Source organism: Bradyrhizobium sp. C-145 (assembly GCF_023375135.1).
In the GTDB taxonomy this organism is placed as follows: Bacteria; Pseudomonadota; Alphaproteobacteria; order Rhizobiales; family Xanthobacteraceae; genus Bradyrhizobium; species Bradyrhizobium zhanjiangense.
Map to the genome: position 1 here is coordinate 2,867,742 of NZ_CP088150.1, position 26,257 is coordinate 2,893,998.

General features: G+C 65.5%; 26 protein-coding genes. 16 read left to right on the forward strand and 10 right to left on the reverse strand.

Annotated elements, in window-relative coordinates; genetic code table 11:
* Nucleotides 1–172 precede the first annotated feature (172 nt).
* Both LRP30_RS13155 and LRP30_RS13160 read left to right on the forward strand, forming a co-directional pair.
* The gene (locus LRP30_RS13155; RefSeq protein ID WP_249760579.1) at nt 173–1,048 is read left to right on the forward strand and encodes a DUF308 domain-containing protein; all 876 of its coding nucleotides are present in this window, start codon (nt 173–175) and stop codon (nt 1,046–1,048) included.
* A 148-nt stretch (nt 1,049–1,196) separates the two neighbouring features.
* Complete coding sequence (locus LRP30_RS13160; protein WP_091890880.1) at nt 1,197–1,613, forward strand: MucR family transcriptional regulator; 417 nt, start codon at nt 1,197–1,199, stop codon at nt 1,611–1,613.
* Between the two features lie 148 nt (nt 1,614–1,761).
* On the opposite strand, the gene LRP30_RS13165 is transcribed toward LRP30_RS13160, so the two are convergent.
* Complete coding sequence (locus tag LRP30_RS13165) at nt 1,762–2,190, reverse strand: SufE family protein (RefSeq protein WP_128934958.1); 429 nt, start codon at nt 2,188–2,190, stop codon at nt 1,762–1,764.
* Nucleotides 2,191–2,256: 66 nt separating this feature from the next.
* Nucleotides 2,257–2,700, reverse strand: coding sequence for a DUF5330 domain-containing protein (locus LRP30_RS13170; RefSeq protein WP_249760580.1), 444 nt, complete (start codon nt 2,698–2,700; stop codon nt 2,257–2,259).
* A 408-nt stretch (nt 2,701–3,108) separates the two neighbouring features.
* On the opposite strand from LRP30_RS13170, the gene LRP30_RS13175 reads away from it, so the two are divergent.
* Genes LRP30_RS13175 through LRP30_RS13185 form a run of 3 tightly spaced genes read left to right on the forward strand, consistent with a single transcriptional unit; the run spans nt 3,109 to nt 6,077 of the window.
* Entirely contained in the window at nt 3,109–4,986 is a 1,878-nt protein-coding gene (locus LRP30_RS13175; RefSeq protein ID WP_249760581.1) for an ATP-binding protein, read from the forward strand.
* Entirely contained in the window at nt 4,979–5,680 is a 702-nt protein-coding gene (locus LRP30_RS13180) for a peptidoglycan-binding domain-containing protein (protein ID WP_128934955.1), read from the forward strand. Before LRP30_RS13175 ends, LRP30_RS13180 begins: the two co-directional genes overlap by 8 nt.
* A 52-nt stretch (nt 5,681–5,732) precedes the next feature.
* Entirely contained in the window at nt 5,733–6,077 is a 345-nt protein-coding gene (locus LRP30_RS13185; RefSeq protein ID WP_128934954.1) for a DUF1491 family protein, read from the forward strand.
* A 111-nt stretch (nt 6,078–6,188) separates the two neighbouring features.
* On the opposite strand, the gene LRP30_RS13190 is transcribed toward LRP30_RS13185, so the two are convergent.
* Nucleotides 6,189–7,166 (reverse strand): DUF2336 domain-containing protein, encoded by a 978-nt coding sequence (locus LRP30_RS13190; protein ID WP_249760582.1) that lies wholly within the window; start codon nt 7,164–7,166, stop codon nt 6,189–6,191.
* Nucleotides 7,167–7,422: 256 nt separating this feature from the next.
* Here LRP30_RS13190 and LRP30_RS13195 point away from each other — a divergent pair, with 256 nt between their 5' ends.
* The 4 genes from LRP30_RS13195 (at nt 7,423) to LRP30_RS13210 (ending at nt 10,005) form a co-directional block, all read left to right on the forward strand.
* Nucleotides 7,423–7,611 carry a hypothetical protein gene (locus tag LRP30_RS13195; RefSeq protein WP_249760583.1) on the forward strand — a complete coding sequence of 63 codons (189 nt, stop codon included), beginning with the start codon at nt 7,423–7,425 and terminating at the stop codon, nt 7,609–7,611.
* 15 nt (nt 7,612–7,626) lie between these two features.
* Entirely contained in the window at nt 7,627–8,388 is a 762-nt protein-coding gene (locus LRP30_RS13200) for a hypothetical protein (RefSeq protein ID WP_091890896.1), read from the forward strand.
* A gap of 451 nt (nt 8,389–8,839) precedes the next feature.
* On the forward strand, nt 8,840–9,073 hold the full coding sequence (locus tag LRP30_RS13205; protein ID WP_249760584.1) for a PepSY domain-containing protein: 234 nt from the start codon (nt 8,840–8,842) through the stop codon (nt 9,071–9,073).
* A 47-nt stretch (nt 9,074–9,120) separates the two neighbouring features.
* Nucleotides 9,121–10,005 (forward strand): DUF1259 domain-containing protein, encoded by an 885-nt coding sequence (locus tag LRP30_RS13210; RefSeq protein ID WP_249760585.1) that lies wholly within the window; start codon nt 9,121–9,123, stop codon nt 10,003–10,005.
* 70 nt (nt 10,006–10,075) lie between these two features.
* Here the strand turns inward: LRP30_RS13210 and LRP30_RS13215 are convergent, their stop codons facing one another.
* A complete protein-coding gene (locus LRP30_RS13215; protein ID WP_128937493.1) occupies nt 10,076–10,963 on the reverse strand; it encodes a LysR substrate-binding domain-containing protein in 888 nt (295 codons plus the stop codon).
* Between the two features lie 136 nt (nt 10,964–11,099).
* Here LRP30_RS13215 and LRP30_RS13220 point away from each other — a divergent pair, with 136 nt between their 5' ends.
* The 5 genes from LRP30_RS13220 (at nt 11,100) to LRP30_RS13240 (ending at nt 16,816) form a co-directional block, all read left to right on the forward strand.
* Nucleotides 11,100–11,861: a glucose 1-dehydrogenase gene (locus LRP30_RS13220; RefSeq protein ID WP_249760586.1), complete on the forward strand. Its 762-nt coding sequence runs from the start codon at nt 11,100–11,102 to the stop codon at nt 11,859–11,861.
* 22 nt (nt 11,862–11,883) lie between these two features.
* Entirely contained in the window at nt 11,884–12,729 is an 846-nt protein-coding gene (locus tag LRP30_RS13225) for a transketolase (RefSeq protein WP_249760587.1), read from the forward strand.
* Nucleotides 12,726–13,736, forward strand: a complete 1,011-nt coding sequence (locus LRP30_RS13230; protein ID WP_249760588.1) for a transketolase family protein — start codon at nt 12,726–12,728, stop codon at nt 13,734–13,736. Before LRP30_RS13225 ends, LRP30_RS13230 begins: the two co-directional genes overlap by 4 nt.
* A gap of 165 nt (nt 13,737–13,901) precedes the next feature.
* Nucleotides 13,902–14,927, forward strand: a complete 1,026-nt coding sequence (locus LRP30_RS13235) for a TRAP transporter substrate-binding protein (RefSeq protein ID WP_249760589.1) — start codon at nt 13,902–13,904, stop codon at nt 14,925–14,927.
* Nucleotides 14,924–16,816, forward strand: a complete 1,893-nt coding sequence (locus LRP30_RS13240) for a TRAP transporter large permease subunit (protein WP_249760590.1) — start codon at nt 14,924–14,926, stop codon at nt 16,814–16,816. Before LRP30_RS13235 ends, LRP30_RS13240 begins: the two co-directional genes overlap by 4 nt.
* Nucleotides 16,817–16,853: 37 nt before the next feature.
* On the opposite strand, the gene LRP30_RS13245 is transcribed toward LRP30_RS13240, so the two are convergent.
* The 5 genes from LRP30_RS13245 to LRP30_RS13265 form a co-directional block, all read right to left on the reverse strand.
* Complete coding sequence (locus LRP30_RS13245) at nt 16,854–17,258, reverse strand: GFA family protein (RefSeq protein ID WP_249760591.1); 405 nt, start codon at nt 17,256–17,258, stop codon at nt 16,854–16,856.
* Between the two features lie 84 nt (nt 17,259–17,342).
* On the reverse strand, nt 17,343–17,516 hold the full coding sequence (locus LRP30_RS13250) for a hypothetical protein (protein ID WP_249760592.1): 174 nt from the start codon (nt 17,514–17,516) through the stop codon (nt 17,343–17,345).
* A gap of 234 nt (nt 17,517–17,750) precedes the next feature.
* Nucleotides 17,751–18,335, reverse strand: a complete 585-nt coding sequence (locus LRP30_RS13255) for a DUF1254 domain-containing protein (RefSeq protein WP_128939068.1) — start codon at nt 18,333–18,335, stop codon at nt 17,751–17,753.
* Nucleotides 18,332–18,910: a DUF1214 domain-containing protein gene (locus LRP30_RS13260; RefSeq protein ID WP_249760593.1), complete on the reverse strand. Its 579-nt coding sequence runs from the start codon at nt 18,908–18,910 to the stop codon at nt 18,332–18,334. Before LRP30_RS13260 ends, LRP30_RS13255 begins: the two co-directional genes overlap by 4 nt.
* A 9-nt stretch (nt 18,911–18,919) precedes the next feature.
* Nucleotides 18,920–21,199 (reverse strand): PBP1A family penicillin-binding protein, encoded by a 2,280-nt coding sequence (locus LRP30_RS13265; RefSeq protein WP_128934942.1) that lies wholly within the window; start codon nt 21,197–21,199, stop codon nt 18,920–18,922.
* Between the two features lie 295 nt (nt 21,200–21,494).
* Here LRP30_RS13265 and LRP30_RS13270 point away from each other — a divergent pair, with 295 nt between their 5' ends.
* Nucleotides 21,495–22,010, forward strand: coding sequence for a YcgN family cysteine cluster protein (locus LRP30_RS13270; protein ID WP_128934941.1), 516 nt, complete (start codon nt 21,495–21,497; stop codon nt 22,008–22,010).
* Nucleotides 22,011–22,166: 156 nt separating this feature from the next.
* Nucleotides 22,167–23,744 (forward strand): MDR family MFS transporter, encoded by a 1,578-nt coding sequence (locus tag LRP30_RS13275; RefSeq protein WP_249760594.1) that lies wholly within the window; start codon nt 22,167–22,169, stop codon nt 23,742–23,744.
* A 3-nt stretch (nt 23,745–23,747) separates the two neighbouring features.
* On the opposite strand, the gene LRP30_RS13280 is transcribed toward LRP30_RS13275, so the two are convergent.
* On the reverse strand, nt 23,748–26,243 hold the full coding sequence (locus LRP30_RS13280; RefSeq protein ID WP_249760595.1) for a GAF domain-containing protein: 2,496 nt from the start codon (nt 26,241–26,243) through the stop codon (nt 23,748–23,750).
* Nucleotides 26,244–26,257: the final 14 nt, after the last annotated feature.

Consider the following 26,257-nt stretch of genomic DNA (forward strand, 5'->3'; position numbering starts at 1 on the left):
ACTTGGAGCACTGTAGCAGTAGCGAGCCGCAGCTGAAGGGAATGTGAATAAGTCCCTGATTTCTTTCCCTTTAGGAACAGTGCCCACAATTGGCCGTTGGCGTGGAACACCGTATGACGGTATCGTGGATTGACGAGTGTCGCGTGTGGATGCGCGGCCGGGGGTGAGTTCGATGACCTTGGCATTGTTGATCGTGGGGATTTTCGCCGTTCTGGCGGGCCTCCTTGCGATCCTGTTTGGCTACACAGTCAGGGAATTCAGTGTCGGCAGCACCCTCATAATCTCCGGAACCATCGGCGTCTGCACCGGAATGCTACTGGTCGGCCTGCATCTCCTGCTGCTCGAGCTGAAGGGCATCGCCCGCCGGCTGGTCGCCGGAACAGCCGCATCAGAGGTTCGGGTCAGGCCCGTGCTGCCGGGGCTGGCGATGCCCGGGGCGCCTGCGCCCGAGCCGGCGCTCGCCCAGCCACCGGTGCCACCGCCGCCACCACCAGCCGCGGGTCCTCCGCCGTGGCAGAGCGAAGCCGCCGCGCGCGAGCGTCCGCGCGTCGAGGCGCCGGAAGCTCCAACGCCTCCTGCGGCTCCGGAAGCGCCGCGCCGCCGCAACCTGCTATTCGCCTCGACCTCGCGCAAGGAGCGTGAGCGCGCGGAGGCGAAGGCCACCGAGGGCCCACCGCCGCCTCATGAGGAACCAGCAGCACCCGCCGCCGCGAACGTTCCGCCTGCCAGTTTCGAGGACGCCTGGCCGAAACCGGAACGCATGCGCCCGCCGGAGCCGCCGGTCACCTCGCGCCGGCCGCCGCCGCACTCGCCCTCGACCTTTGCGGAAGCCGCTCCCACGCCGCCGCCTGCACCTGAGCCGCCGCGCGCACCTGAGCCGGCGGCTGCGGCCGAGCAGGCGCCCGTCACCGTGCTCAAGTCCGGCGTCGTCGATGGCATGGCCTATTCGCTCTATTCCGACGGTTCGATCGAAGCACAGATGCCGGAGGGCATGATGCGCTTTGCCTCGATCGACGAGCTCCGCGCACATCTCGACCAGCGGGGCTGAGCGCCGCCGCGCAGAAAGTAAAGCGCCGCCGTTCGCCAGTAATCAGCTCTTCCTCGACAGTCGTCGTGGTTCCGCCGAACGTATTGTTGACAGGGAATACTCTGGCGTCGTCAATCCCGTGAGAAGGATGGCGGAGAAAGGGGGGCGCATGTCGGATGCAGGGAACAAGAATTTCATCGAGCTGACGGCGAGCATCGTGTCGGCCTATCTCAGCAACAATCCGACGCCGTCGGCGGAGATTCCGAACCTGATCAGCCAGGTGCATGGCGCGCTCCTGCGGGTCTCGTCGGGTCGTACCGAGACCGCGCCGCTCGAGCCGGCCAAGCCGGCGGTCTCGCTGAAGAAGTCTATCGCGCCGGACTATCTGGTGTGCCTGGAAGACGGCAAGCGCTTCAAGTCGCTGAAGCGCCATCTGCGCACCCAGTACAACATGACGCCGGAGCAATATCGCGAGAAATGGGGCTTGCCGGCCGACTATCCCATGGTCGCGCCGAACTACGCGGTGGCGCGCTCGCAGCTGGCGAAGCAGATGGGCCTCGGACAGCAGCAGCGGAAGCGGAAATAAAGATTTTCGTAGGGTGGGCAAAGGCGCTCTTGCGCCGTGCCCACCATCTTTCTTCGATTGCACGCGAAATGGTGGGCACGCTTCGCTTTGCCCACCCTACGGCTTTTTGCTGCGTGGTTCGAGACCTGCGCTCCTCACCATGAGGGTCTTACGACGCTTCCGCGAGCGCCTCTTTGGCGTCGGTCTTGATGCGCTCGACCATCGAGCGCAGGCCATTGGAACGCTGCGGCGTCAGATGATCGCGAAAGCCGAACTCGTTGAACACGGCGATCGCGTCGGTGTCGAGGATCTCCTGCGGCGTGCGGCCGGAATAGAGCGCGAACACGATCGCAACCAATCCGCGCACGATATGCGCATCACTGTCGCCGCGATACTTCAGGATCGGCGCGCCATTGCCGCGCTCGACCAGCTTCTGGAGCCAGACCTGGCTGACGCAGCCTTGCACCTTGTTCGCGGCAGAATGCTCCGCCTCCGGCATCGGTTCCAGGGTGCGGCCGAGCTCGATGACGTACCGGTAGCGGTCGTCCCACTCGTCGAGAAGTTCGAAATTGTCCCTGATTTCGTCGATCGTCGTCATGCTGGCCCATGTTCCCTTTCAGGCCAATATAGGGACGCGAAGCCGCGAAATCGATAGGGTTTGGGGCTAATTTGCGGCCGCAGGTCCGCGCCATTCCAGCGCGAGGTCGTCCTGGGTCAGGGTGTCGCGCGGCGCCTCGCTCGCAACGGCATCGCCTTCGCCGGCCAGCGCGATCGAGCCGGTATGGTCGGGCGCCTTCTTGTCCGTCTTGTCGTTCTTGTCGTTCTTCTCGTTGGTGATCTGCTCTTTCTTGTCGTTGATGATCTGGTAGATCTTGCGCGCGCCGTCCTGGGCGCGCTGGCCGATGATGGTCGCGGCCTGTCCGCCGACCTCGCAGGCCGCCGGCTGGCGCTTGCAGAACTGGGTCACGTCGGAGACGGCTGCGGTCGCAGCCTGCACCGCATCGGCGGCGCCGATCTGCGGCAGCTTCTCCGATTCGGGCGTCTTGTCCCGCGGCAGCAGCACCAGCACCAGCCCGAGCCAGAATGCGATGCGGAGCAGAAAGCGCATCTTGCGACCTGTACGTTCGATCCCGCCGCGGCGATCTCCGCGGATGTCGGACCTAGCAACCCTCGATAAATCGCAAGTGATTGCCTTGAGCTTAATTCGCGGAAAATTTACGCAAAAATCTTCGGGATCGACGGTCTCGTAAATTTTCGATTGACGCCCGCGCCCGTGATTCTGCTGGCGCCCCGGATCCACCAATTCGAAACCATGCCGAGGAGAGTGAAACTCTGTGTTCACCATCCGCACCGAAGACGTCGCCAAATCGTCTAAAAAGCCCCGCGATGCCGCGGTGTCCGGCCGCACGCCGCGCCGCCTTAGCACTCGTTTAAGGTCGCTCTGACACGGTGGCTCAACGATAAGGAGGCGTTCCGGCGCGTCTTCTAAAGACGATTGAGCCGAAGCGCGAGACCCGTGACCGTTTTGAGTATCATCCGCGATTGTCTCGATGCGCTGCTGCATCCCTCCGCGCGTTACGATGCGCTGACGCGAGCGCGCCATCGTGCCTTCATGGCGCCGCGGCTGCTTGGCAGCCTGGCCGCCTTCGCCGCATTCCCGATCTATCTCGTCCTGCGCGGCGCGCCGAGCGCGATCGAGGTCGCCGCCTTCGCCTGGCTGATCGCGCCGATCCTATTGTCCTGGTTCCTGTCGCGCACCGGTCGCTATGAAGGCGCGCATGTGCTGTCGTCGTTGGCGCTTGCCGGCCTGATCATGGCGGTGGCGGCCACCACCGGCGGCATCGAATCCTTTGCCGCGATCTGGCTGGTCGTGGTTCCGCTCGAAGCCGCGCTGTCGGCCTCGCGCCGCGTCGCGGCCTTCGCCTCGCTGCTCGCGTTGTCCTGTGCCGGGATCCTGATCCTCGTCAGCCAGCTCGGCTGGCTGCCGATCGACCTGCCGAGCGCCACAGAACGCGGCGTGCTGATGGCGCTCGGCGTCGCCTCGGCGACGCTCTACGCCGCGGGCCTCGCCTTCGGCGCGGAATCGCTGGCGCGCACCAGCGTTGCGCTGCTGTCGCGCGAGGAAGAGCGCTATCGCCTGCTCGCGCGCAACATGAGCGACGTCATCTCGCGGCATCAGCGCAACGGAGCGGTGCAGTTCATCTCGCCGGCGGCGGAGACCATGCTCGGCATGCCCGTCACGCAACTGCTTGGTCACGGCCTGTTCGATCGCGTGCACGTCGCCGATCGCCCGGCCTATCTCACGGCTTTATCGGATGCGGCGCGCGGCGACGTGTGCAGCGTCGAGTTTCGGCTGCGGCGGGAACCTGCCGGCTCCGAGCGCGGCCAGATCGACTTCATCTGGGTCGGGATGCGTTGCCGCCCGCTCGACCTAGACAGGGTTCGCGACGTCGCCGGCGGGGCCGAAGTCGTCGCCGTGATGCGCGACGTCACCGACCGCAAGCTTGCCGAGCAGGCGCTCGATCAGGCCCGCAGCGCCGCCGAGGCGGCCGACGCCGCCAAGACGCGCTTCCTCGCCACCATGAGCCACGAGCTGCGCACGCCGCTCAATGCCATCATCGGCTTCTCCGAGATGATCGCGCAGGAGCAGACCTTGATGCTGGGAGCGGCCCAGCGCAAGGAATATGCCCAGCTCATCAACGAGTCCGGCCAGCATCTGCTGTCGGTCGTCAACGGCATCCTGGACATGTCCAAGATGGAATCTGGCAATTTCGAGATTGCCTCGGAGCCGTTCGCGCCGCGCGCCTCGCTGATGCATTGCTGCAATTTGTTGGCACTGAAGGCGCGGGAGAACGGCATCGACCTCATCACCGATGCGCCGCAGGATCTGCCTGTCATGACCGGCGATCCCAGGGCCTTCAAGCAGATCGTGCTCAATCTCGTCGCCAACGCGATCAAGTTCACCGAGCGCGGCGGCCAGGTCACCGTGACGGCGGCGGTGTCGGGTTCGCAGCTCGCGCTGCGCATCAGCGACACCGGCGTCGGCATCGCGCCCGACGATCTCAAGCGCATCGGCGCGCCGTTCTTCCAGGCCGGCAAGACCTATCAGCGCCGTCACGAAGGCACCGGCCTCGGGCTTTCGATCGTGAAGAGCCTCATAGCGTTGCATCTCGGCGAATTGACGGTACAAAGCAGGTTAGGGGAGGGCACCGCCGTCACCGTCAAGCTGCCGCTCGTCTACACGCCGCCGCAGGCCAAGCCGGCGGAGAGCAAGATCGCGACGCTGATGCCGGTGCTGCGCCAGGAATCTCACAACCAATCTCACGAAGAATCTCACGACCAACTTCACGAAGAATCTCACGACCAACCTGCGCTGGTGAAGAAAAGTGCCTAAGAAGTCTGCAAAGGGCGAAGCCGCTCCGCGCCGTCGTGGTGCCAAGGCCGCGGTCATCGACGTCGAGACCGAGCGCAACCTCGTCATGCGCGTGCTGCTGCATAGCCCCAAGGATACGCTGGCCGGCCTCGTCGCCGTCGCCGCGATCGGTGCGATCGTTGCCAATGCGCTGTTCCTGCAGACCGGCCGGCATCCCGCGCCGATGTTCGGCACGGTGATCAATCTACCCGCGCCGTCGTCCGTGCCGCTGGCGAACCCCTTGCCGCGTCCGCGTCCCGTTGGCGCCGAGACGTCGCCGCTCGAGCCGCGCGCGACGGAGTTTCGCACCGAGCCCAAACCTGCCGAGCGCGCCGCCGAGAAGCCGCCCGAAAGGCCGGTCGAGGCGACCGCCTCGACGCGCTCGAACGATCCGATGACCAATCTGGTCAAGGCGACGACCTCGACGCCGCCCTCGGCCCTGCGTCCGCCGGCGCCGATCCCGGTGCAGAGCCCGGCCGCGCGACGTATCACCGGCGTGCAGCGCGCGCTGTCCGAATATGGCTACGGGAATTTGAAGATCACGGGCACGATGAGCGGCGAGACCCAGTCCGCGATCCAGAAATTCGAGCGCGAGCACAAGATGCAGGTCACCGGCCAGGTCTCAGACCGCCTGCTGCGCGAGCTCGCGGCCGCGATCGGTCATCCCGTCGAATAGCCGCACGAGCTGAGGCTGGCGTGAGACCGCGCGCTGGCCTATCGTCGGATTCATGCGTTTGAAATCCAACATATGGGTGGCGGCCTATTTGCGTCGCTGCCAGACCGAGGGCGTGTTCGGCGCGGTGCGCCGGCGCGGCGCCGAGGAGGCGGGCGCGGTGTTCGTGAAGGTCTCGCTGCTCGACGGCAATGCGATGCTGTATACGCCGGCGCCGCAGGCGGTCTATGACGACGGCCGTCCGGTCGATCGCTTCTTCGTGCCGGTCGCGCCGCAGCCTCTGCCGGAGCACACCATCGAGGAACGGCTGACCAAGGAAATCCGCTTCGATCCGGACGCCTGGATCGTCGAGACCGAGGACCGCGCGGGCCGGCATTTTCTCGAGCTGGCGCGGGCGTGATGCGGGCGCGATAGCCGTTGTTTGCCACGATCAGCCCGCAGGCTCTTAACCTCTCCCGCTTGCGGGAGAGGGAGCGCACCGCCTTCTCAGCGACAAACCAATCTAAATCTTCTAGCGATCCGACGATCCGCCGGTGCCCCTGCGCACCGTCGGGCTCGTGCCCGGCTGCACGCCCGGCCGGGTCTGGCTCGCACCGGCACGTGCACGCTGGCGTTCGCCGTCATGTAGCGAGGCCTGGTACTTTGCGCGGGTCACCGCGAGCGTCGAGCCGCGCCAGGCCGCCAGCATCACCAGCGCGGAGCGGTCGCTGAGGCGGTCATAGAGCCGCGACAGCCGGTACACGTCGTTCACGGAGGTCCCGATCTCCGGCTTGAAGAACAAGAGGATGCGCTGGAACACCGGGCTCGGCATGTCGAGAGCGCGCGCGGCGACCGCGAGCGCCTCGCCGCCGGCATCGTCGACGATCTGGGCCGCGACGCGTGAGGGCAGGATCAGGCTGTCGCCGAGCTCGAAGGTGAAGTTCTCGATGTCGCCCGCGATCGCCGCCATCTCCAGGATCTGGATCGCGCGCTTGGCGCGCATGGTCGGAATCCGCGGCGCGGCTTTGAGCGGCGTCTGCGCCAGATTGTGCAGGATCAGCGCGCGCTCGGAGGTGCCGGCGCGGAAGAACATGTCGTGGATCTCGGCGGCGTCCTTCGGCTGCATCGCCATGTTCGAAGCCAGCCGCTGCTCGGCCTCGGTGGGCGTGCGGGCCTGGGCGGGTGCCGGCGGCGAGGTGGGAATCTCTCGCGCCAGCGGAACCCTGCGGCCTTCCTGGGCGGCGACCAGTCCGAGCTTCTGGAGGATCGGGACGGGCGTCGTCGGATAGACCGCAAGCCGCGCCTTGACGGCCGCGCGCGTCGCGTCGTCGACCTGGTCGATCAATCGCGTGGCGAGTTCAACGAATTGCCGCTGTTCGTCGTCGCTGTGGACGCGCGTCTGCACATAGAGATCGGTCAGCACGCGCAGCAGCGTCGGGCGGATGTCGACGCCTTCGCGACGGGAGAGGGTCATCAGCCCGTCGAATCCGGGAAACAGCGACTTGGTCATGGAGGCGTACGCAACTCGGGAGAGATCCTTGTCGCGAGCTTATCGCAGGTTCTTTTAAAGCCTCGTTAAGGAAAATGAGGCGTGAAGCCGGCCCGGCAATTTAAGGCGTTGTCGTGCCGCAACGGGACGGCGCGGCACGCTCCGTGCGGTTACGGTCCGGAAAGGGCGTTTACATCCCGTTAACCATAACTGATCTTAATGAATGCATGTTGCATGAAGCACGTTTGGTCGCACGGCAATTGATAGAGAGCTGGATATGGGGACGATCATCGAATTTCCGGCCGCTCGCCGGGCAGGCTCGTCGGGGGATGCCGCACCGCGCACGGAAACGGGAACGGTTCTGATCCTCCCGGTGATCCGTATCGAGCGCGAGGCGGACAAAACCAGCGGCGATCGCGGGCCGGAGCAGGGCACAGCGCCGGGGCGCCGTCGTCGTCGCCGCTGACTTCAGGCTTTTGCAATGCCGGACACCATCCGCCAGATCCGGCCTTTCGTATCGGCCGTCCTGCTCGCGCTGCTTGGCGCTGCGCTCGGCGCCTGTAGCGGCGGCGATTTCGGCCGCACTCGCGCCGACATGCGCAGCGACGACATGCATCGCTGGTTAGGGGCGGAGGTCACCTCCAGCGTCGGCCTGAAGCCCTCGCAATTCCAGCTCACCGACGAGGAGCGCCAGCTCCGCGATCTCGCCTATCCCATGATCGAGCCGCCGCTGTCGCGCCCGGCCTGGAAGAGCGTATTCGGCGACTACAAGCCGCTGCCCTCGCCCTGGCGGCAGAAGATCGTGTTCGACCGCACCATGTATGGACGCACGCTGATCGACGAGCCGCACCGCTCGCATTCCTCGCGCTATGCGCAGCTGATCGAGGACGTGCGCAACGACATCACCCGGTTCGAGCCGTTCTTCGCCAGCGCAATCCGCGTCATCGATCTCGACAGGAAGCGCGATGCCAGCATGGCGCGCGTCTCCGCGCTCTCGCCAAGAGAGAGGGACGATGCGGTCGCGCGCATGCAGGAGAACTCGCTGATCGTGCAGTGGGTGCAGCAGTGCCTGGAGCAGCGCGTCTCGTCCTATCGCTGGGCGCTGGAGCGGCTGGTGATCCAGGCTCCCGACGGCATGGCCGCCGACGCCGACCGCCTGATCGGCGAGCTCGCAGCCCAGACCGCCAACCCGCCGGTCGCAGCGCAGCCGCCTTACGGCCGCGCGGTGGTCTCGAAGGGCTGAGCGCGCAAGCCCGCTCGACCTACACGCCTCAACGCGGGCAATGTAGGTGAGATCCTTCGGTCGTTTCGAACTGGTGGTTGGCGGTTCCGTTCGACGGTGAACTCTTCGTGACGCGCGGTGGCAATTTGAGGGGAAAGCTCGGATTGACAGCTCTGCCATCACGGTTTCTATTTGCGGTGACGGGGGTGTGCGATCCCCCCGCGAGGCGACATGCCGAAGAATCGCGTCCTGATCTTCACCAGGGACGCAGCATGTCATTTTCAACCTCCGAACCATCTTCAACCTCCAGGCCATCCCACAAATTGTCCCGACTGATCGGCGCGCAGCGCCGACACGCGATAGGCGAGGGCATCGCGTGCTGGTACCCTGTTGCGCGTCGTGGCCTTTGTCCGGAGACGATGTCACTGAGCGGGCTTCACCTGGGGCGGGGAATACCACCGGGAGAACGATCATGCGTACACCAGCGATCTTTCAAGCAGTCCTGCTTCTGGCGACTGCAGGCGGGCTGTCGAGCGCAGATGCGCTGACACAGGAGGAGTTCGTCGCCAAACTCCAGGCCGCCGGCTATTCGCAGGTCAGCGACATCAAGTCGACCGCCGAGGGCACGACCGCAAAGGCCGTGAAGAACGGCAAGGACGTGCGGCTCGTCGTGGACAGTAGCGGACAGATCAAGGAGCAGAAGTGAACCCTTGGGGGCGCGAGAGCCTGAAACCAAGCTCAAGGAGTAGATCAATGCGAAAGACGATCTCGGCGCTGATCGGCGTCAGTGCCTGTTTCATCGCGAGCGCTCATGCGCAGGATGTTGACTGGAAGAAGATCGACGAAACGCTGGGCCGCAAGCCCAGTGTTGCGGACGATGTCCATCGTTACGGCTTCCCTCGTAGCGATCTCACGGTGACTTTGGACGGAGTCACGATCAAGCCGGCGCTCGCGCTTGGCGGCTGGCTCGCGTTCAAGCCTGCGCATGGCGGTGCCATGGTCATGGGTGACCTTGTGCTCCTCGAGACCGAGATCAATCCTGTGATGGCGAAGATGATCGCGAGCGGTATCGAGATCACCGCCGTGCACAATCATCTCCTGCGCGCGAGCCCGGCGACCTTCTACATGCACGTCGCCGGACATGGCGATGCCGTCAAGCTGGCCTCGGCAATCCACGATGCCCTCGCCGAAAGCAAAACCCCCCTGACGGTCGCGGCGGCGGGCAACCCGCCTGCGATCGACCTCGATACGGCGAAGCTCGACCAGATCATCGGCGTCAAAGGGCAGGGCAATGGCGGCGTCTACCAGTTCAACGTCAAGCGGCGCGACCCGATCACGGAAGACGGCATGCCGCTGACCCCCGTCGGCCCGATGGGTGTTGCGATCGCCATCAACTTCCAGCCGACCGGCGGCGGCAAGGCGGCCATCACCGGCGACTTCGTCCTCACCAGCGACGAGGTGAACCCGGTCATCGTGGCGCTGCGCACGCACGGCATCGAGGTGACGGCGCTGCATAGTCACATGCTGGACGAGCAGCCACGGCTCTTCTTCATGCATTTCTGGGCAAACGACGATGCCGTCAAGCTTGCTGAGGGCTTGCGGGCGGCGCTGGACAAGACCGCCAGCACGAAAAGCTGACGCGAAGCCGAGCTCGTGATTATCGCTCGCCGCGCGTGACGACTGCCGCCATCGTGGCCGCGCCTATCGCTCAAGCCGAGCGGCCGGCCGCAAGCTCGCGCGTGATCCACTCGGTAAAGGCGCGGATCGCCCGACGCTGCTGGCCTGCGCGGGGAAAGACCAGATGATGGCCGACATAGCGAATGTCGGTGGAACGTCTGGCAAGTGGCGCCACCAACAGCTTGGCCGCAATCTCGCGTTCGGCGAGCCGCGTTGATTCCAGCGTCACGCCAAGTCCGCTCGACGCCATCGCGATCGCCAGGAAGCTGCGATCGAAGCGCATGCCGTGGATGGCCGGCGCTTCGAGACCGTTGGCCGTGAACCATTGATGCCACTGCACCTGCTTGACGTCCGAGCGGATCAATACCTGGTCGAGCAGGTCTTTCGGCTTGCGGATTTTCTTCGCGAGCTCGGGCGTGCAGAGTGGCGTCACGGTCTCTTCGCCCAGCGGAATGATCTCGACTCCCTCGGCCCTCGGCTGGCCGTAGACGATGTCGATGTCGAAATCGTCGTTGCTGAACCTCGCATATTCCGTGTTGGCGGCGAGCCGAACCTCGAGCTTGGGCTCGGCGGCCATGAAGCGGGCGAGCCGCGGGGCGAGCCACTGGGCGGCGAAGCTCGGTGCGCAGTGCACCCGCAGCAATTGCGGGCCGCGGCCTGCGACCTCCTCGATACCTCGGCGCAGATTGTCGAAAGCGGCGCCGGCATGACGCATCAGGTTCTCGCCCGCCGGCGTCAGCCGCACCGCCCGGGCGCTGCGCTCGAACAGGACGGTGCTCATCGCGCTTTCGAGCTTGCGAATGGCGTGGCTGACCGCGCTCGGAGTGAGATGCAGCTCGTTCGCCGCGTCCCGGAACGAGCCGGTGCGGGCGGCCGCCTCGAAGGCGCGGATGGACGATATCGGGATACTGGACAGCAGCATCCGACAAGTGAACCAAATTCACCCATGCAAGACAACAGCGCGTTTGTCCGAAGGCGCGCTGCCGCATAATCAAACGGGTCAAGAACGGCGGCGCCGTCGGGTGCCCGGCAACAGCCATTCAGGGAGGACCACAATGCTGCTACGCGGCAAGACAGCCATCATCACCGGAGCGGCCTCTCCGCGAGGCATTGGCCTTGCAACCGCCCGCCGCTTTGCGGCCGAGGGAGCCCGGGTCGCCATTCTCGACATCGACGGTGCGGCCGCGGAAGACGCCGCGCGCGGCCTCGAACCGGCCGCTGGCGAGCCGCATCTCGGCGTTGCCTGCAACGTCGCCGACAAGCAGGCCTGCATCAAGGCAGTCGAAGCGGTGATCGCCAGATTCGGCCGGATCGACATCCTCATCAACAATGCCGGCGTGACCCAGCCCGTAAAACTTCTCGACATCAAGCCGGAAGATTGGGACCGCATCCAGGACGTCAACCTCAAGGGCATCCTGTTCCTGTCGCAGGCCGTGATCCCGCACATGCAGAAGCGCAGAAGCGGTTCGATCGCGTGCATGTCGTCGGTCTCCGCCCAGCGCGGCGGCGGCATCTTCGGCGGACCGCATTATTCGGCGGCGAAGGCCGGCGTGCTCGGTCTCGCCAAGGCGATGGCGCGCGAATTCGGGCCCGACGGCATCCGCGTCAACTGCGTGACGCCCGGCCTGATCGGCACCGACATCACCGCGGGCAAGCTCACGGACGAGATGCGGGCGAAGATCCTCGAGGGCATTCCGCTCGGCCGGCTCGGCGAGGCCGCTGATGTCGCCGGCATCTACACCTTCCTCGCTTCCGACCTCTCGGCCTACGTGACCGGCGCCGTCATCGACGTCAACGGCGGCATGCTGATCCACTGAGCGGAGGAGGGGAGAGACGATCATGGCAACACCAACGCTCGCAAACGCGCCGACGCTCGCACAGCGCGCCCGCAACATCCGCCGCAACGCCCTGCTGATGGGCGAGGTCCAGGGCCAGGGCTATATCGCGCAGGCGCTCGACATCGCCGACGTCTTGGCGGTGGCTTATTTTCACGCCATGCGTTTTCGCGCCGAGGATCCCGCCTGGGAAGGCCGCGACCGTTTCCTGCTGTCGAACGGGCACTATGCGATCGCGCTCTATGCAGCCTTGATCGAGGCCGGGATCATTCCCGAGGCCGAACTCGAAACCTATGGTTTCGACGAGAGCCGACTGCCGATGTCCGGCATGGCGTCCTATACACCGGGCATGGAGATGTCGGGTGGCTCGCTCGGCCTTGGTCTTGGCATCGCCGTCGGCATGGCGCTCGGGCTGAAGCGCAAGCGGTCGGCGTCGCGCATCTTCACGCTGTTCTCCGACGGCGAGCTGGACGAGGGCTCCAAATGGGAAGCCATCATGTCGGCGGCCCATCACCAGCTCGACAATCTGATCGCGATCGTCGACGTCAACAATCAGCAGGCCGATGGTCCATCGAAGCAGATGCTGGGCTTCGAGCCGCTGGTCGACAAGCTCGAGGCGTTCGGCTGGTTTGTGCAGCGTGTCGACGGCAATGATCTCGACGCGGTGGTGGGCGCCTTCGATGCCGCGATGGCGCATCCCGAGCCAAAGCCCCGCATGATCGTCGCCGACACATTGATGGGCAAGGGCGTTCCTTTCCTGGAGCAGCGCGAGAAGAACCACTTCATTCGCGTCGAGCCGCATGAATGGCAGCTGGCGCTGTCGGCGCTGAACGCGGGAGAGCAGTCATGAAGTCCGTGGGATCGACACCGTCCGGGAAGCCACGGCTGACGACGTCGGCCATGATCGCCTCGATTGCGGCGGAAGGGCAGCGCACCAGGCCGGCGCCGTTCGGGCATGCGCTGGTCGAGCTTGCCCGCAGCCGGGAAGACGTCTTGGGCATGACAGCCGATCTCGGCAAATACACCGATCTGCACATCTTCGCGCAGGCCTTTCCGGATCGCTACTATCAGATGGGCATGGCCGAGCAGCTTCTGTTCGGCGCAGCCTCGGGTCTCGCCGCCGAAGGTTTCATGCCGTTCGCCACCACCTATGCGGTGTTCGCCTCGCGCCGCGCCTACGACTTCATCCATCAGACCATCGCGGAAGAAGACCGCAATGTGAAGATCGCCTGCGCGCTGCCTGGCCTGACCTCGGGCTACGGGCCGAGCCATCAGGCCGCCGAGGACCTCGCGCTATTCCGCGCGATGCCCAACATGACGGTGATCGATCCCTGCGATGCGCATGAGATCGAGCAGATCGTCCCGGCCATCGCCGCGCATCGCGGGCCCGTTTATATGCGCCTGTTGCGCGGCCAGGTGCCGCTGGTGCTCGACGAGTACAGTTACCGTTTCGAGCTCGGCAAGGCGGCGCTGCTACGCGATGGCACCGACATTCTGATCATCTCCTCGGGCATCATGACCATGCGTGCACTGGAGGCGGCCCAGTCCCTCCAGGACGATCGTGTCAATGCGGCCGTCCTGCACGTGCCGACGATCAAGCCGCTCGACACCGAGACTATCCTGCGCGAAGCGGGCAAGCCCGGCCGTCTGGTCGTGGTCGCCGAGAACCACACCGTGATCGGCGGCCTCGGCGAAGCGGTCGCGGCGCTGCTGATGCGCGCGGGCGTGCATCCGGCGTTCCGGCAGATTGGGCTGCCCGATGAGTTTCTCGCCGCCGGCGCGCTTCCGACCCTGCACGACCGCTACGGCATCTCGACCGCGGAAGTGACGCGGCAGATCAAGGAGTGGCTGCGCTAACGCCGCGGCCACCTTTCGTAACTGATCAGATCGACATGCTTCGCAGCGCTGCTGTGGAGAACGAGAGCTGCTGTCCAATACCGGCGCATCGAGAGCCGGCCGGCAGCAACAGCTGGTGGCGAAAGCCGTCGCTGCACATCAATCCATGCTCAACAGGAGGAAACGATGACCTTGCGCAAGCCGACCACCCTCAGCCGTCGCAGATTGCTGATGGCAGGCGCCGCCGTGCCGTTGTGTGCCGTTCTCACGCGCCCGGCGTCGGCGGCGGAGTTCACCTACAAGCTCGCGACGGGGCAGGACCCGACCCATCCGGTCAACGTTCGCGCAAAAGAGGCGATCGACCGCATTCGCGAGGCGACGGGCGGCCGACTCGAGATCAACCTGTTTCCGGCCAACCAGCTCGGTTCAGACACCGATCTCCTGACGCAGGTGCGCAACGGCGGCGTCGAGTTCTTCAACCTGTCGTCCCTGATTCTCGCGACGCTGGTCCCGGCCGCAGGCATCGTCAATCTCGGCTTTCTCTTCACGAGCTATGACGCGGTCTGGAAGGCGATGGATGGCGAGCTCGGCGCCTATATCCGCGCACAAATCGCCAAGACGCCGATCATGGCGGTGTCGAGCCCATGGGACAACGGCTTCCGTCACGTCACCTCGTCGGCCCGCGAGATCAGGACACCGGAGGACCTGAAGAATTTCAAGCTGCGTGTGCCGGCCGCACCCAATCTGACCTCGCTGTTCCAGGCGCTCGGCGCGGGACCTGCGCCGATCAATTTCAATGAAGTGTACTCCGCGCTCCAGACCAAGGTGGTCGACGGGCAGGAGAACCCGCTGCCGATCATCGCGACCGCCCGTCTCTACGAGGTGCAGAAGACCTGCTCCCTGACCGGTCATGTCTGGGACAATTACTGGATCCTCGGCAACAAACGCGCCTTCGCGAAATTGCCGAAGGACGTGCAGGCGATCGTGACGCGCGAGTTCGATCGCTCGGCCAAGGACGAGCGCGCCGACATCGCGAAGCTGAGCGACTCGCTGCGCGCGGATCTGACCGCCAAGGGCATGCAGTTCATCGAGGTCGATCGCGGCGCGTTCCGGCAGGCGCTCGCCAAGACGAGCTTCTACGCCGACTGGAAGGGCAAGTTCGGCGAAGAGGCCTGGGCGCAGCTCGAGAAAGCGGCGGGCAAGCTGTCATGACGGCCGTCAACCATACGCCCAACATCGACGAAGGTGCCGCTGTCGCGGCACCTCAATCTGGTGTGCGCCTGTGGGCCGTCAGGGCCAACAAGCTGCTTGGTCATGTGGTTGCGATCCCGGCCGCACTCCTGGTGCTGGCCGAGATCGTCGTGCTGTCGGCCGGCATCGTCGGCCGATACGTGTTTCATGCCCCGATCATCTGGGCTGACGAGCTGGCCGGCATCCTGTTCCTGTGGCTCGCCATGCTGGGATCCGTGATCGCCTTCCAGCGCGGCGAGCACATGCGGATGACGGCCGTCATCGGCATGCTCCGCGCCGATGCGCGCGCATTCCTGGATGTCGTTGCCGCCGCGGCGTCACTGGCATTCCTGCTGCTGGTGATCCATCCCGCCTACGAATTTGCGGCCGACGAGGTGTTCGTCACGACGCCGGCGCTCGAGATCGTCAACAGCTGGCGTGCCGCGGCATTGCCCGTCGGCATCGGATTGATGCTGGTCGCGGCGGGGCTGCGGCTCGTTCGCATCGCGGGACTGCGAAGCTTGCTCGCGGCCGTGGCGCTCGTCGCCGGCGTCATCGCTGCGCTTGTGCTCGCGGCGCCGATGCTGAAACCGCTCGGCAATCTGAACCTGCTCATCTTCTTCGTGGTCATCGTCGGCGCCATGGTGCTGGCGGCGGTGCCGATCGCGTTCGCGTTTGGCCTTGCCACCGTCGGCTATCTGACGTTGACGACGAGTACGCCCGATGTGGTCATCATCGGACGGATGGACGAAGGCATGAGCCATCTGATCCTGCTGGCCGTGCCTCTGTTCGTGTTCCTCGGCCTGCTGATCGAAATGACCGGCATGGCGCGGGCCATGGTCGGCTTTCTCGCCAGCCTGCTCGGCCACGTGCGCGGCGGCCTGCATTATGTCCTGGTCGGGGCGATGTACCTGGTGTCGGGCATCTCGGGGTCGAAGGCGGCCGACATGGCGGCAGTGGCGCCGGTCTTGTTTCCCGAGATGACCAAGCGCGGCGCCAAGCCCGGCGATCTCGTCGCGCTTCTTGCGGCAACCGGAGCGCAAACCGAGACCATTCCGCCGTCGCTGGTGCTGATCACGATCGGCTCGGTCACCGGCGTGTCGATCGCGGCGCTGTTCACCGGCGGCCTGCTGCCTGGCATCGTGCTGGCGATCGGTCTCTGCTCCGTCGTCTGGTGGCGATATCGCGGCGAAGATCTGTCGCATGTGAAGCGCGCGAAGGGGAGGGAGATCGGCCGCGCCTTCATCATCGCAATTCCGGCCATGGCGCTGCCCTTCGTCATCCGCGCCGCGGTGGTCGAGGGCGTCGCGACCGCGACCGAAGTGTCGACCATCGGCATCGTCTATTCGGTTCTCACCGGGCTCCTGATCTACCGCCAGTTCTCCTGGCGCCGGCTTTATCCGATGCTGGCGGAGACCGCGTCGCTGTCCGGCGCGATCCTGCTGATCATCGGCGCCGCGACCGGGATGGCGTGGGCCCTGACGCAATCGGGCTTCTCCGCATCGCTCGCCAAGTTCATGACCGCGCTGCCGGGCGGAACGCCGGTCTTCCTTGGCGTCACGATCGTGGCCTTCGTCATTCTCGGCAGCGTGCTCGAAGGCATCCCGGCCATCGTGCTGTTCGGGCCGCTGTTGTTTCCGATCGCCCGCCAGGTCGGCGTGCACGAGGTGCACTATGCGATGGTCGTCGTTCTCGCGATGGGCATCGGCCTGTTCGCCCCGCCATTCGGGGTCGGCTATTATGCCGCATGCGCGATCAGCCGCATCAGTCCCGACGAAGGCATCAAGCCGATCGTCGGCTATATCGTGGCCTTGCTGATCGGCACGCTGGTGGTTGCCGCGATCCCGTGGATTTCGACGGGGTTCCTGTGATGCGGGAGATCTTGTCGGCGCGTGTCGCGGCTCGCCGCTACGGCTGCGGGGGAAAGCGGTCGAACGTCGGCAGTTCGTGCGCGCGCTCCATCCAGCGAAGCCGCTCGGCGACCTGGATCTGCATCGCCGGCGGGACGGAATCGGGATCGTCATAGGTCGCGCTCTGGACGTCGATAATCCCGGGCATGCTGGCGTTGACATAGAACAGGCCGGTTCCGCAGTCAGCGCAGAAGTGCCGCCGCACATGTTCCGAAGACCGGTACGCCTTGGGCTCGCCCTTGGTCACCTTGACGGCATTCTCCGCGTACATCGTCCAGCCGACCACCGGCGCGCCGGCGTGAAGCCTGCAATCGCGGCAGTGGCACAGTGCGTGCACGATCATCTCGCCTTCGATCTGATAACGGATTGCGCCGCAGTGACAGCCGCCGGTGATGGTGCTCATGCGTTCCTCCCGATTGAAGGCATCGCCGATCGATAGCCCTCGAGGCTTGCTGCTTCAACGGCGCAATCGATTTGCGATTGCGTCCTACTGTCGCCTGACAGCCATGTCGAGCTTTACGGTGCCGTCGTCCGCTTCCCATATGCCGACGATCGCGTCAGGAGCGGTCGGCTCGCCATGGGCCATCGGAATGAGCGCGGTGTCAGCAGTCTGAAAAGACCTGCCGAGTATGGCTAAGCGGTGTCCGTCCGGCTCGTTCAACCTCTGCTCCCACATGAAAACACCCGCGACGGACTGCTCCGCGCGGGTGTGACGAACTCTCGATGATGCCAGTATGCCGGTGTTTTGCCCGACGTGTCAAATTTCCGAATTCTTGATGCGAGTCCGCAGCGTCGGTTTTTGGGTGGTCGGATAGCCCAACGATTTCAATGCCCCGCTACTGTGCATGGGGTTGTTTTCGCAGTTTTTGTTGTTGCACGGCCGAAGCGGCCCGCTTCAACGCCGGCCGCGCGGCGCTTCGGCCTTGGCGGGCGGCTCGGTCTGCGGGGCGCAGGTCGCAGCCTGAAGCGTCGCCTGCGCCTGCTGCATCAGGCCGGGCTCGGGGGCGAGCGCCTTCATCACGATCAGGCCGGTGGTAGCAGGGGAATCGATGATCAGCCGGTCGGCCGCGGTGACCTCCTCGTCCTCGGGCAGCTCGTTGTGCTGCGCTTCCGTCATCAGGTCGAGCTCGATCACCTTGCGGCCCGCCGAGCGGTCGTTGATAGCGTAATAGGCGATCTCGTTGCGGGTGTAGAACGACACCGAAGTGTAGGCCTGGCTCACCGGCACGGCCAGCTTGATCGGACCGCCCGACAGATCGTAGCGGCAGATCGCGAGCGCAAAGGCCGGGTCCATGAACGGCATCGGCGAGGTCTGCGGATCGGCGAGGGGCAGCTGGGTGACGGCGTTCACCGTCGTCATCGGCGTCAGCCGCGAATAGGCATCCTGGGTCGCGATCCGCGGCAGCGCCAGCACGCTGACGAGATGGACCACGAGGCCCAAAACGATGCCGGCAAGGATGGTGAACAGCAGCCGGATCATGAGCAGCCCACCGTCGTGATCGTAGGCATCGGCGCATCGCGCTGGGTACGGGTGGCAACGCCGACCGGGGTGTCATAGAGGCGCAGCATCAAGGCGTAGCGCTCGATGCCGCCGGTCGGCAGCCAGTTGCCGGCGCGCGAGCGCGAGGCGATGCGGATCTCGAACGAGCCGTCGGACTGGCGCACGATCTCCTGGCTGGTGAAGCCGTAGCGGGTAAGCGAATTGGCGACGAGATGGCCCTTGCGGTCGTACAGCGTCAGCGTCCAGAACCGCGCCGGCGGTGTCACGCCGGAGACGACGACGTCACAGCGGCCGTCGAGCGCCTTCTTCTTGTCATCGGCGGTCGCGGTGAAGGCGACGCCGTCGCCGGTGCCGATCGGCAGCTCGCCGTTGCGCACGATGGTGGCGCGTGAATACGGATCGACGTCGGCCGTGCCGGTGCGCGGACGGGCGGTCCAGGGGCCGATGGTCAGCGCGCCGATCTCGGTGCCGCGCGTCGTCGTCATCCAGGTCGCGCCGACGCCGACGACGGTGGCGAGCAGAAGGGCCGTCAATGTGATCAGGATCAGCCGCACGGGTTTCGATCAGTTCTTGCGCGGGGCGGAGGTGTTGGCGTTCTCTTCCGCATAATTCTGCGGGAAGGCGAGCGCATTTGTCGATGAGGCCGGCTTGGTATCGGCGGCCGCCGATTTGTTCGCAGTCTTGGCCGCATCATCAAGCAGCTTCTCGACGCGCACCAGAATGTCGGCGCCGCGCTTGGTCAGCACCGGCGGCGGACCGGGCTTGGTCTCCAGCACCTTCGGCGCCGCATTGGCCTGCGCGTTGGCGATCTGCTGCGGCGGCAGCTTCTGGCCCATGCCGATGCCGGGGATCTCCCGGACCTCGACGCCCTGATGCGCCGCGACCATGATGTCGTGCCAGGTCTGCGCCGGCAGCGAGCCGCCGGTCATGCGGTTGGTCGGCGAGTAATCGTCGTTGCCGTACCACACCGCGCAGGTGAAATTGCCGGTGTAACCGACGAACCAGGCGTCGCGATACGCATTGGTGGTGCCGGTCTTGCCTGCGGTCGGAATGCCGTCCAGCGCGGCGCGGCGTGCGGTGCCTTCGCTGACGACGTGACTCATCATGCCCGCCATGTCGGCGGCGATGTTCGGCGGAATGGCCTGCTTCGGCTTCGGCCCGTCGCGATCCCAGCGCCAGACGAGGTCACCGGCGCCGGTGCGCACCTCCAGCACCGAATGCGGCGTCACCGCCTTGCCGCGGTTCGGGAAGGTCGCGTAGGCGACGGCGTGCTCCAGCACAGTGACTTCGTCCGAGCCGATCGGCAGCGACGGCGTGTCGGGCAGCGGCGCCTTGAGGCCGAAGCGGCGAGCGACTTCGACGATCTTGGCCCGGCCGATTTTGGCCGGGTTCGGCGCCTTCGGCTGCTCCTTCTGGCCGATCGCGATCGACAGTTTTACGGGCACCACGTTGATCGAGCGCGTGATCGCCTGCGTCAGCGTCACCGAGCCGGAATAGGAGTGACCATAGTTCTGCGGACACCAATTGCCGATGCAGACAGGGCCGTCGACCACGATCGAGTTCGGCGTGAAGCCGTTCAGGAGCGCAGTGGTGTAGACGTAAGGCTTGAATGAGGAGCCGGGCTGGCGATAGGCGTCGGTGGCGCGGTTGAACTGGCTGGCGCCGTAGTCGCGGCCGCCGACCATGGCGCGGATGCCGCCGTCGAGATCGGCGACCACGGTCGCCGCTTGCGTCGCGTGATAATCGCGGCCGAACTGGCGCAGCTGGTTCTCGATCGCGTCTTCGGCGGCCTTCTGCACATTGGTGTCGATCGCAAGCCGCACCACGAAGACGCGTTCGGTGTACGACTTCGGGAAAGTGTCGACCAGCTTGCGCATCTCGTCGAAGGCGTAGTCGAGATAATAGTTCGGCGACGCCTCGTCGCGGCGGTCGACCGCGAAGGCCGGGTTGCGGCGGGCGCCGAACACCTGGCCCTCGGTCATGAAGCCGGCATCGACGAGATTGTCGAGCACGACGTTGGCGCGCGCGCGCGCGGCCGGCAGGTTGATGTGCGGAGCGTATTTCGTCGGCGCCTTGAACAGGCCGGCGAGCATCGCCGCTTCCGCCAGCGTCACGTCGCGCGCCGATTTGTTGAAGTAGAAATGCGCGGCGCCATCGACGCCGAAGGTGCCGCCGCCCATATAGGCGCGGTCGAGATAGAGCTTGAGGATCTCGTTCTTGGTCAAGCGCCATTCCAGCCAGACCGCGAGGAAGGCTTCGTTGACCTTGCGCTCGATGGTGCGCTCGTTGCTCAAGAACAGGTTCTTGGCGAGCTGCTGGGTGATCGAGGAGCCGCCCTGGCGGACGCCGCCGGCCTGGGCATTGGTGACGAGGGCACGCGCCGTGCCGGCGATGTCGATGCCGAAATGGTCGTAGAAGCGGCGGTCCTCGGTCGCGAGCGTCGCCTTGATCAGCACGTCAGGAAAATCTTCCAGCGGGATCGAGTCGTTGTGCTTGATGCCGCGGCTGCCGATCGGGTTGCCGTAGCGGTCGAGGAAGGTCACCGCGAGGTCGGACTTCTTCAGCCAGTCCTCGTCCGCGGTCTCGCGGAAGGCGGGGATGGCGAGCGTCAGCATCACGACCAGGCCGCCGAGGCCGAGGGTCGCGGCCTCCGACAGCGGCTCGATGAACACCCAGCGCTTCCACCGCCCGACATAGAACCGGTCCATGAAGGTCGAGTAGCGCTCGTAGAGCTCACGGATGCCCTTGGCCGAGGAGAACAGCGAGGAATCAATGCGCGCATCGAGATCCAGGAAGAAATTCCGGACCTTCTGCTTCCAATGCGGTGGTATGATCTGGCGCACCTAGAACCCTTGCGGCTTGCTTCGAAAGCGTTCAAGCACCCGGCCGGGGGCGGCATCGGAACGTCTTGCGGGAATGTTGCGGCAAACCCAAGGCGCCCGGTTCGCGTCCTTCGGGGACTTGCTGTTCCTTCTAGCCGAGCAGGGCCCATAAACCAATGGCCACGCTCGCGATTTTGAACAACAGGCCTAATTGACCCCGGGACATTACGGGCCTTCCGAGGGCGTTGCTTGCACCGTCACGGCCGCTCGCTCTAGATGACTTCGCCGTAGCTCTTTCGAACCATTGTTGAGGCGTATGACCGCAGCTCCCAAACGACCTTCAGGCCAGGAAGGATTCTTCTGGAAAACCAAGACGTTGGAACAGCTGTCGGCGGCCGAATGGGAAAGCCTGTGCGACGGCTGCGGCCGCTGCTGCCTGAACAAGCTCGAGGACGAGGACACCGGGCAAATCTATTTCACCCATATCGGCTGCAAGCTGCTGGATGGGGCGAGTTGCGCCTGCAAGGACTACCCGAATCGTTCCGACAAGGTTCCGGACTGCGTTCGCCTGACCCCGGCCAATGTCCGCACCCTGAACTGGCTGCCGCCGAGCTGCGGCTACAAGCTCGTCGCCGAAGGTCGCGATCTTTATTGGTGGCACCCGCTGGTGTCGGGCGATCCCAATACCGTGCATGAGGCCGGCGTCTCCGTGCGCGGCCGGGTCGAGGGCAGCGAGGAGGAGATCCCCGACGAGGATCTCGAGGATCACATCGTGCAATGGCCGGCCGTGCTGCCGAAACGGGCCCGTCTGAAGCGACGTCCGAAGGACTGATCCGCCGCGCGCCTCGGATCACGTGTTCGGGATGACCCTGCGGTGGGATGCACCCATGCGCCGCGGTGTCTGCCCGAGAAGGATTTTGCTGTCTACATTGGACTGCATAGAACGAATCCTTCGCGGCGTTGTGCCGCCCCACGACGTCCGATCGAGATGAACAAGTTCGACCGGCAGAGCAGTTCTGCCGACATCCAGCCGTTGCCTGACGACATTGCCGAAGAGCTATCCCGCCTTCCGAGCGAGGTCATCAGCGTCGACGACGCGCCGTCCATCGCTCCGCCGGTGCCGCTGTCGCAGGACGAGGTCCGCACCATCGTCATCAGCCTGATGCTGACGATGTTCCTGGCAGCGCTCGACCAGACCATCGTGGCGACCGCGCTGCCGACCATCGGACGCCAATTCCAGGACGTCTCCAGCTTGTCCTGGGTGATCACGGCCTATCTGCTCGCCTCGACCGCGGTCGCGCCGGTGTTCGGCACGCTCAGCGACATCTACGGCCGCAAGGCCATGATCATCACCTCGCTCAGCCTGTTCGTCGCGGGCTCGGTGCTGTGCGCGATCGCGCCGAACATGCCGATGCTGATTCTGGCGCGCGGCCTTCAGGGCCTCGGCGGCGGCGGCATCATGCCGGTGGTGCAGACCGTGATCTCGGACGTTGTGAGCCCACGCGAGCGCGGCCAGTACCAGGCCTATTTCTCCAGCGTCTGGATGGTCGGCGGCATCCTCGGCCCGGTCATTGGCGGCGTGTTCGCCGAGCATCTGCACTGGTCGATGATCTTCTGGATCAACCTGCCGCTCGCGGCCGCCGCGATCGCGCTGCTGCTGCCGAGGATGAAGAAGATCCCGGTGTTCCACCGCAAGCGCAAGGTCGACTGGCTCGGCGGCGTGTTGCTGATGGCCTCCGCCGTCGTCTTCATGCTGGTGCTGACCTGGGGCGGCACGCGCTATCCCTGGCTGTCGCCGACAGTGCTCGCGATGGTCGGCGGCGCGGTCGCACTCGTCGTCAGCTTCGTCTGGCACGCGCGGCGGGCGGACGAGCCGTTCCTGCCGCTGCCGCTGCTCGGCGGAAGTGTCGTACCATTTGGGCTGATGGCCGGCGGCTGTGCGCTCGGCGCGATCACGGGCCTCACGGTCCAGCTCCCGCTTTATTACGAATCCGTCTATCACCTCAGTGCCAGCGAGGCGGGCCTTGCGCTGATTCCGCTCGCGGCGGTTTCGACCTGCGGCGCGGCTATCGCCGGGCGGACGATGGCGCGGGCCAAGCACTACAAGCGCGTCGCCATCATCGGCACCTCCTGGGCCGCGCTGTGCGGCCTCGGGCTCACGTTGACGACGCTGCCGCTATGGGGCCTGCTGACGCTGATGGCCGCGTTTGCGCTCGGCCTCGGCACCACCTTTCCGGTCTGCGTGGTCTCGGTGCAGAATTCGGTCGCGCGGCCGCAGATCGGCACCATCACCGGTGCGTTGAACTTCTTCCGCTCGCTGATGTCGTCCTTCACGGTCGCGGCGTTCGCGGCCATCCTGCTGATCGCGCTCGGTGCCGACATCCCGCTCGGCGAGCATCACGCCGCCGTCAGCACGATTCCCGCCGACGACATGCGGCATGCGTTCCGCTACGTCTTCGGCGCCGCCACGGCGCTGATGACCGGCGCTGCGCTCTGTCTGATCGCAATGGAGGAGCGGCCGCTGGCCGGTCCCTCGGCGAAGCAACCCGTCGAGATGGCGGAGTAGGGCCTAGCCCCCTGCATTCGCAAAACTGCTCTTGCGCGGCAGCCGGATCGTGAACTCCGTGAACGCGCCGGGCTCCGTCGCGACGTCGATCGTGCCGCCGTGCTGCTTCACCACGATATCGTGGCTCATCGATAGCCCGAGGCCCGTGCCTTCGCCGGCCGGCTTGGTGGTGAAGAACGGATTGAACATCTTCTCCCTGACCTCGTCGGCAATGCCGGTGCCGTTGTCGCGGATGCGGATCTCGATGCTGTCGCCGCGGTCGCGCGTCGCGGCGATCACCATCGGCTCGTAGTCGGCGGCGCTCTCCGCCTTGCGCTTGGTGACCGCGTGGAAGCCGTTCGAGATCAGGTTCAATAGCACTCGTGTGATCTCCTGCGGAAACACTTCGGCTTGCCCGACCGCGGGATCGAGCTCGCGTTTCAGCGTTACGTCGAACCCTGCCTTCTCGGCGCGTGCGCCGTGATAGGCGAGGTTGAGGCTCTCTTCCACCAGCGCGTTGATGTCGCTCAGCCCATGCTCGCCGCCGCCTTCGCGCGAATGCAGCAGCATGTTCTTGACAATGGAATCGGCGCGGCGTCCGTGCTGCACGACCTTCTGCAGATTGTCCTTCAGAAGCCCCGTCAGCTCGTCGACCTCTGCGCGGATCTCGTCTGCGAGCTTAACCGGCGCAAGCACCTCGTTCAGCTCGTCGGTCAGCTCGTCGGAGAGCGAGGCAAAATTGTTGACGAAGTTGAGCGGGTTCTTGATCTCATGCGCGATGCCGGCGGTGAGCTGGCCGAGCGAGGCAAGCTTCTCGGTCTGGATCAGCCGGTCCTGCGCGGCGCGCAGATCATCGAGCGATTTGGCGAGGTCCTGCGTGCGGTCCTGCACCTCGTTGAACAGGCGCGTGTTCTCGACCGCGATCACGGCCTGGTCGGCAAAGGTCTTGAGCAGGTTGATCGCCTTGTCGGGGAAATGACCGGGCTCCGGCCGCGTGACGGCGATGGTGCCGATCGCAACGCCGTCGCGCAGCATCGGCACCACGAGGATGCTGCGATAGCCTCGCGTCCGCGCCAGCTCCTTCATGGCCTCGGTGAGATCAGGTTCGCTCTGCATGTCGCTGCGGAACGCATATTGGCCGCTCCTTGCCACCCGGCTGTGAATGCCTGACGCCGACAGCGGCGTCGGGAACGAGCTGAGCAGGTCCGCATTGCCGGCCTCGTTGTCGGTGGTGAAGGCCGCCAGATGCAGCATGCCGTCGATGACGCGGGTGACGGTGGAGGAGTGCCCGCCGATCAGCGCCTTGGCGCTGTCGGAGATGGCCTGGAACACCGGCGTGACGTCAGCAGGCGAAGCCGCGATCACCTTGAGAATGTCGGCGGTCGCGGTCTGGCGTTCCAGCGCTTCCCTGGTGGCGTTGAACAGGCTGACATTCTTGATCGCGATCACTGCTTGGTCGGCGAAGGTCTGCAGCAGCCGCACGTGATGCTCGGCGAACCGGCCGGTCGCGCGGCGTGTGGCGATGATGATGCCGATGGCTTCGCCCTCGCTCATCAGCGGCGTGAACAGCATGCTGCGATAGCCCCGGGCGCGCGCGATGTCGCGCGCGGCCGGCTCGAGCTCGGTGTCGGGCAATTGCGCCGCGGCACCATTGGCCACGAGCTGGTAAGGCGGGAATTGTGCAAACGGCACTGGAAACGAGGCCTGGAGCACGCGATCGCCCGCGGGATCAGTCGGCGTGAATGCCGCAAGATGCGCGGCGCCGTCGACATAGCGCAGCACCGCGGTGGAGAAGCCGCCGATCAGGCGATTGGCGTTGGCGGCGATGGCCGCGAACACCGGCCGCACGTCGGAGGGCGAGGCGGCCATCACCTTGAGGATGTCGGCGGTTGCGGTCTGCCGCTCCAGCGCCTCGCGCGTCTCGTTGAACAGGTTCGCATTCTCGATCGCGATCACGGCCTGGTCGGCAAAGGTCTGGAGCAGCTGCACGAGATCGGGCGCGAACGCGCCGGGCTCGGCGCGCGTGACGCTGATCATGCCGACCGGCGCGCCCCGGTTCATCAGCGGCATGAACAGCACGCTGCGGAAGCCGCGCAGCCGCGCCAGCTCTCGATTCAGCTCCGGGACGTCGGCGGCCTCGCTGTCGGGAAACTGGATCGTCTCGCCGTCGCGCACGAGCGCAAAAGTCGGGAAGTCCGCGAGCTTGCGCGGGAACGACGCCTTGAGTCCTTCGTCGGCCTCCGGGCTGGTCGGTGTGAACGCCACAAGGTGCAGCTCATCGCCGATGAACTGAAGCACGGTGGCGGAGAAGCCGCCGAGCAGGCGCTTCGAGCTGGACGCGATCGCCGCGAAGACCGGCCGAGCATCGGAGGGCGAGGCCGCGATGGTGCGCAAGATCTCGGCGCTGGCGCTCTGGCGATCACGTGCAACCGCAAGCTCGCCGCGCAGCTGCGCATTCTCGGCTGCAGCCGACTGCAATCGGCGCTCGAGTTCCTCGATTTCGTTGGAAGGGGTGGTCATTCCTAATCCGGCTT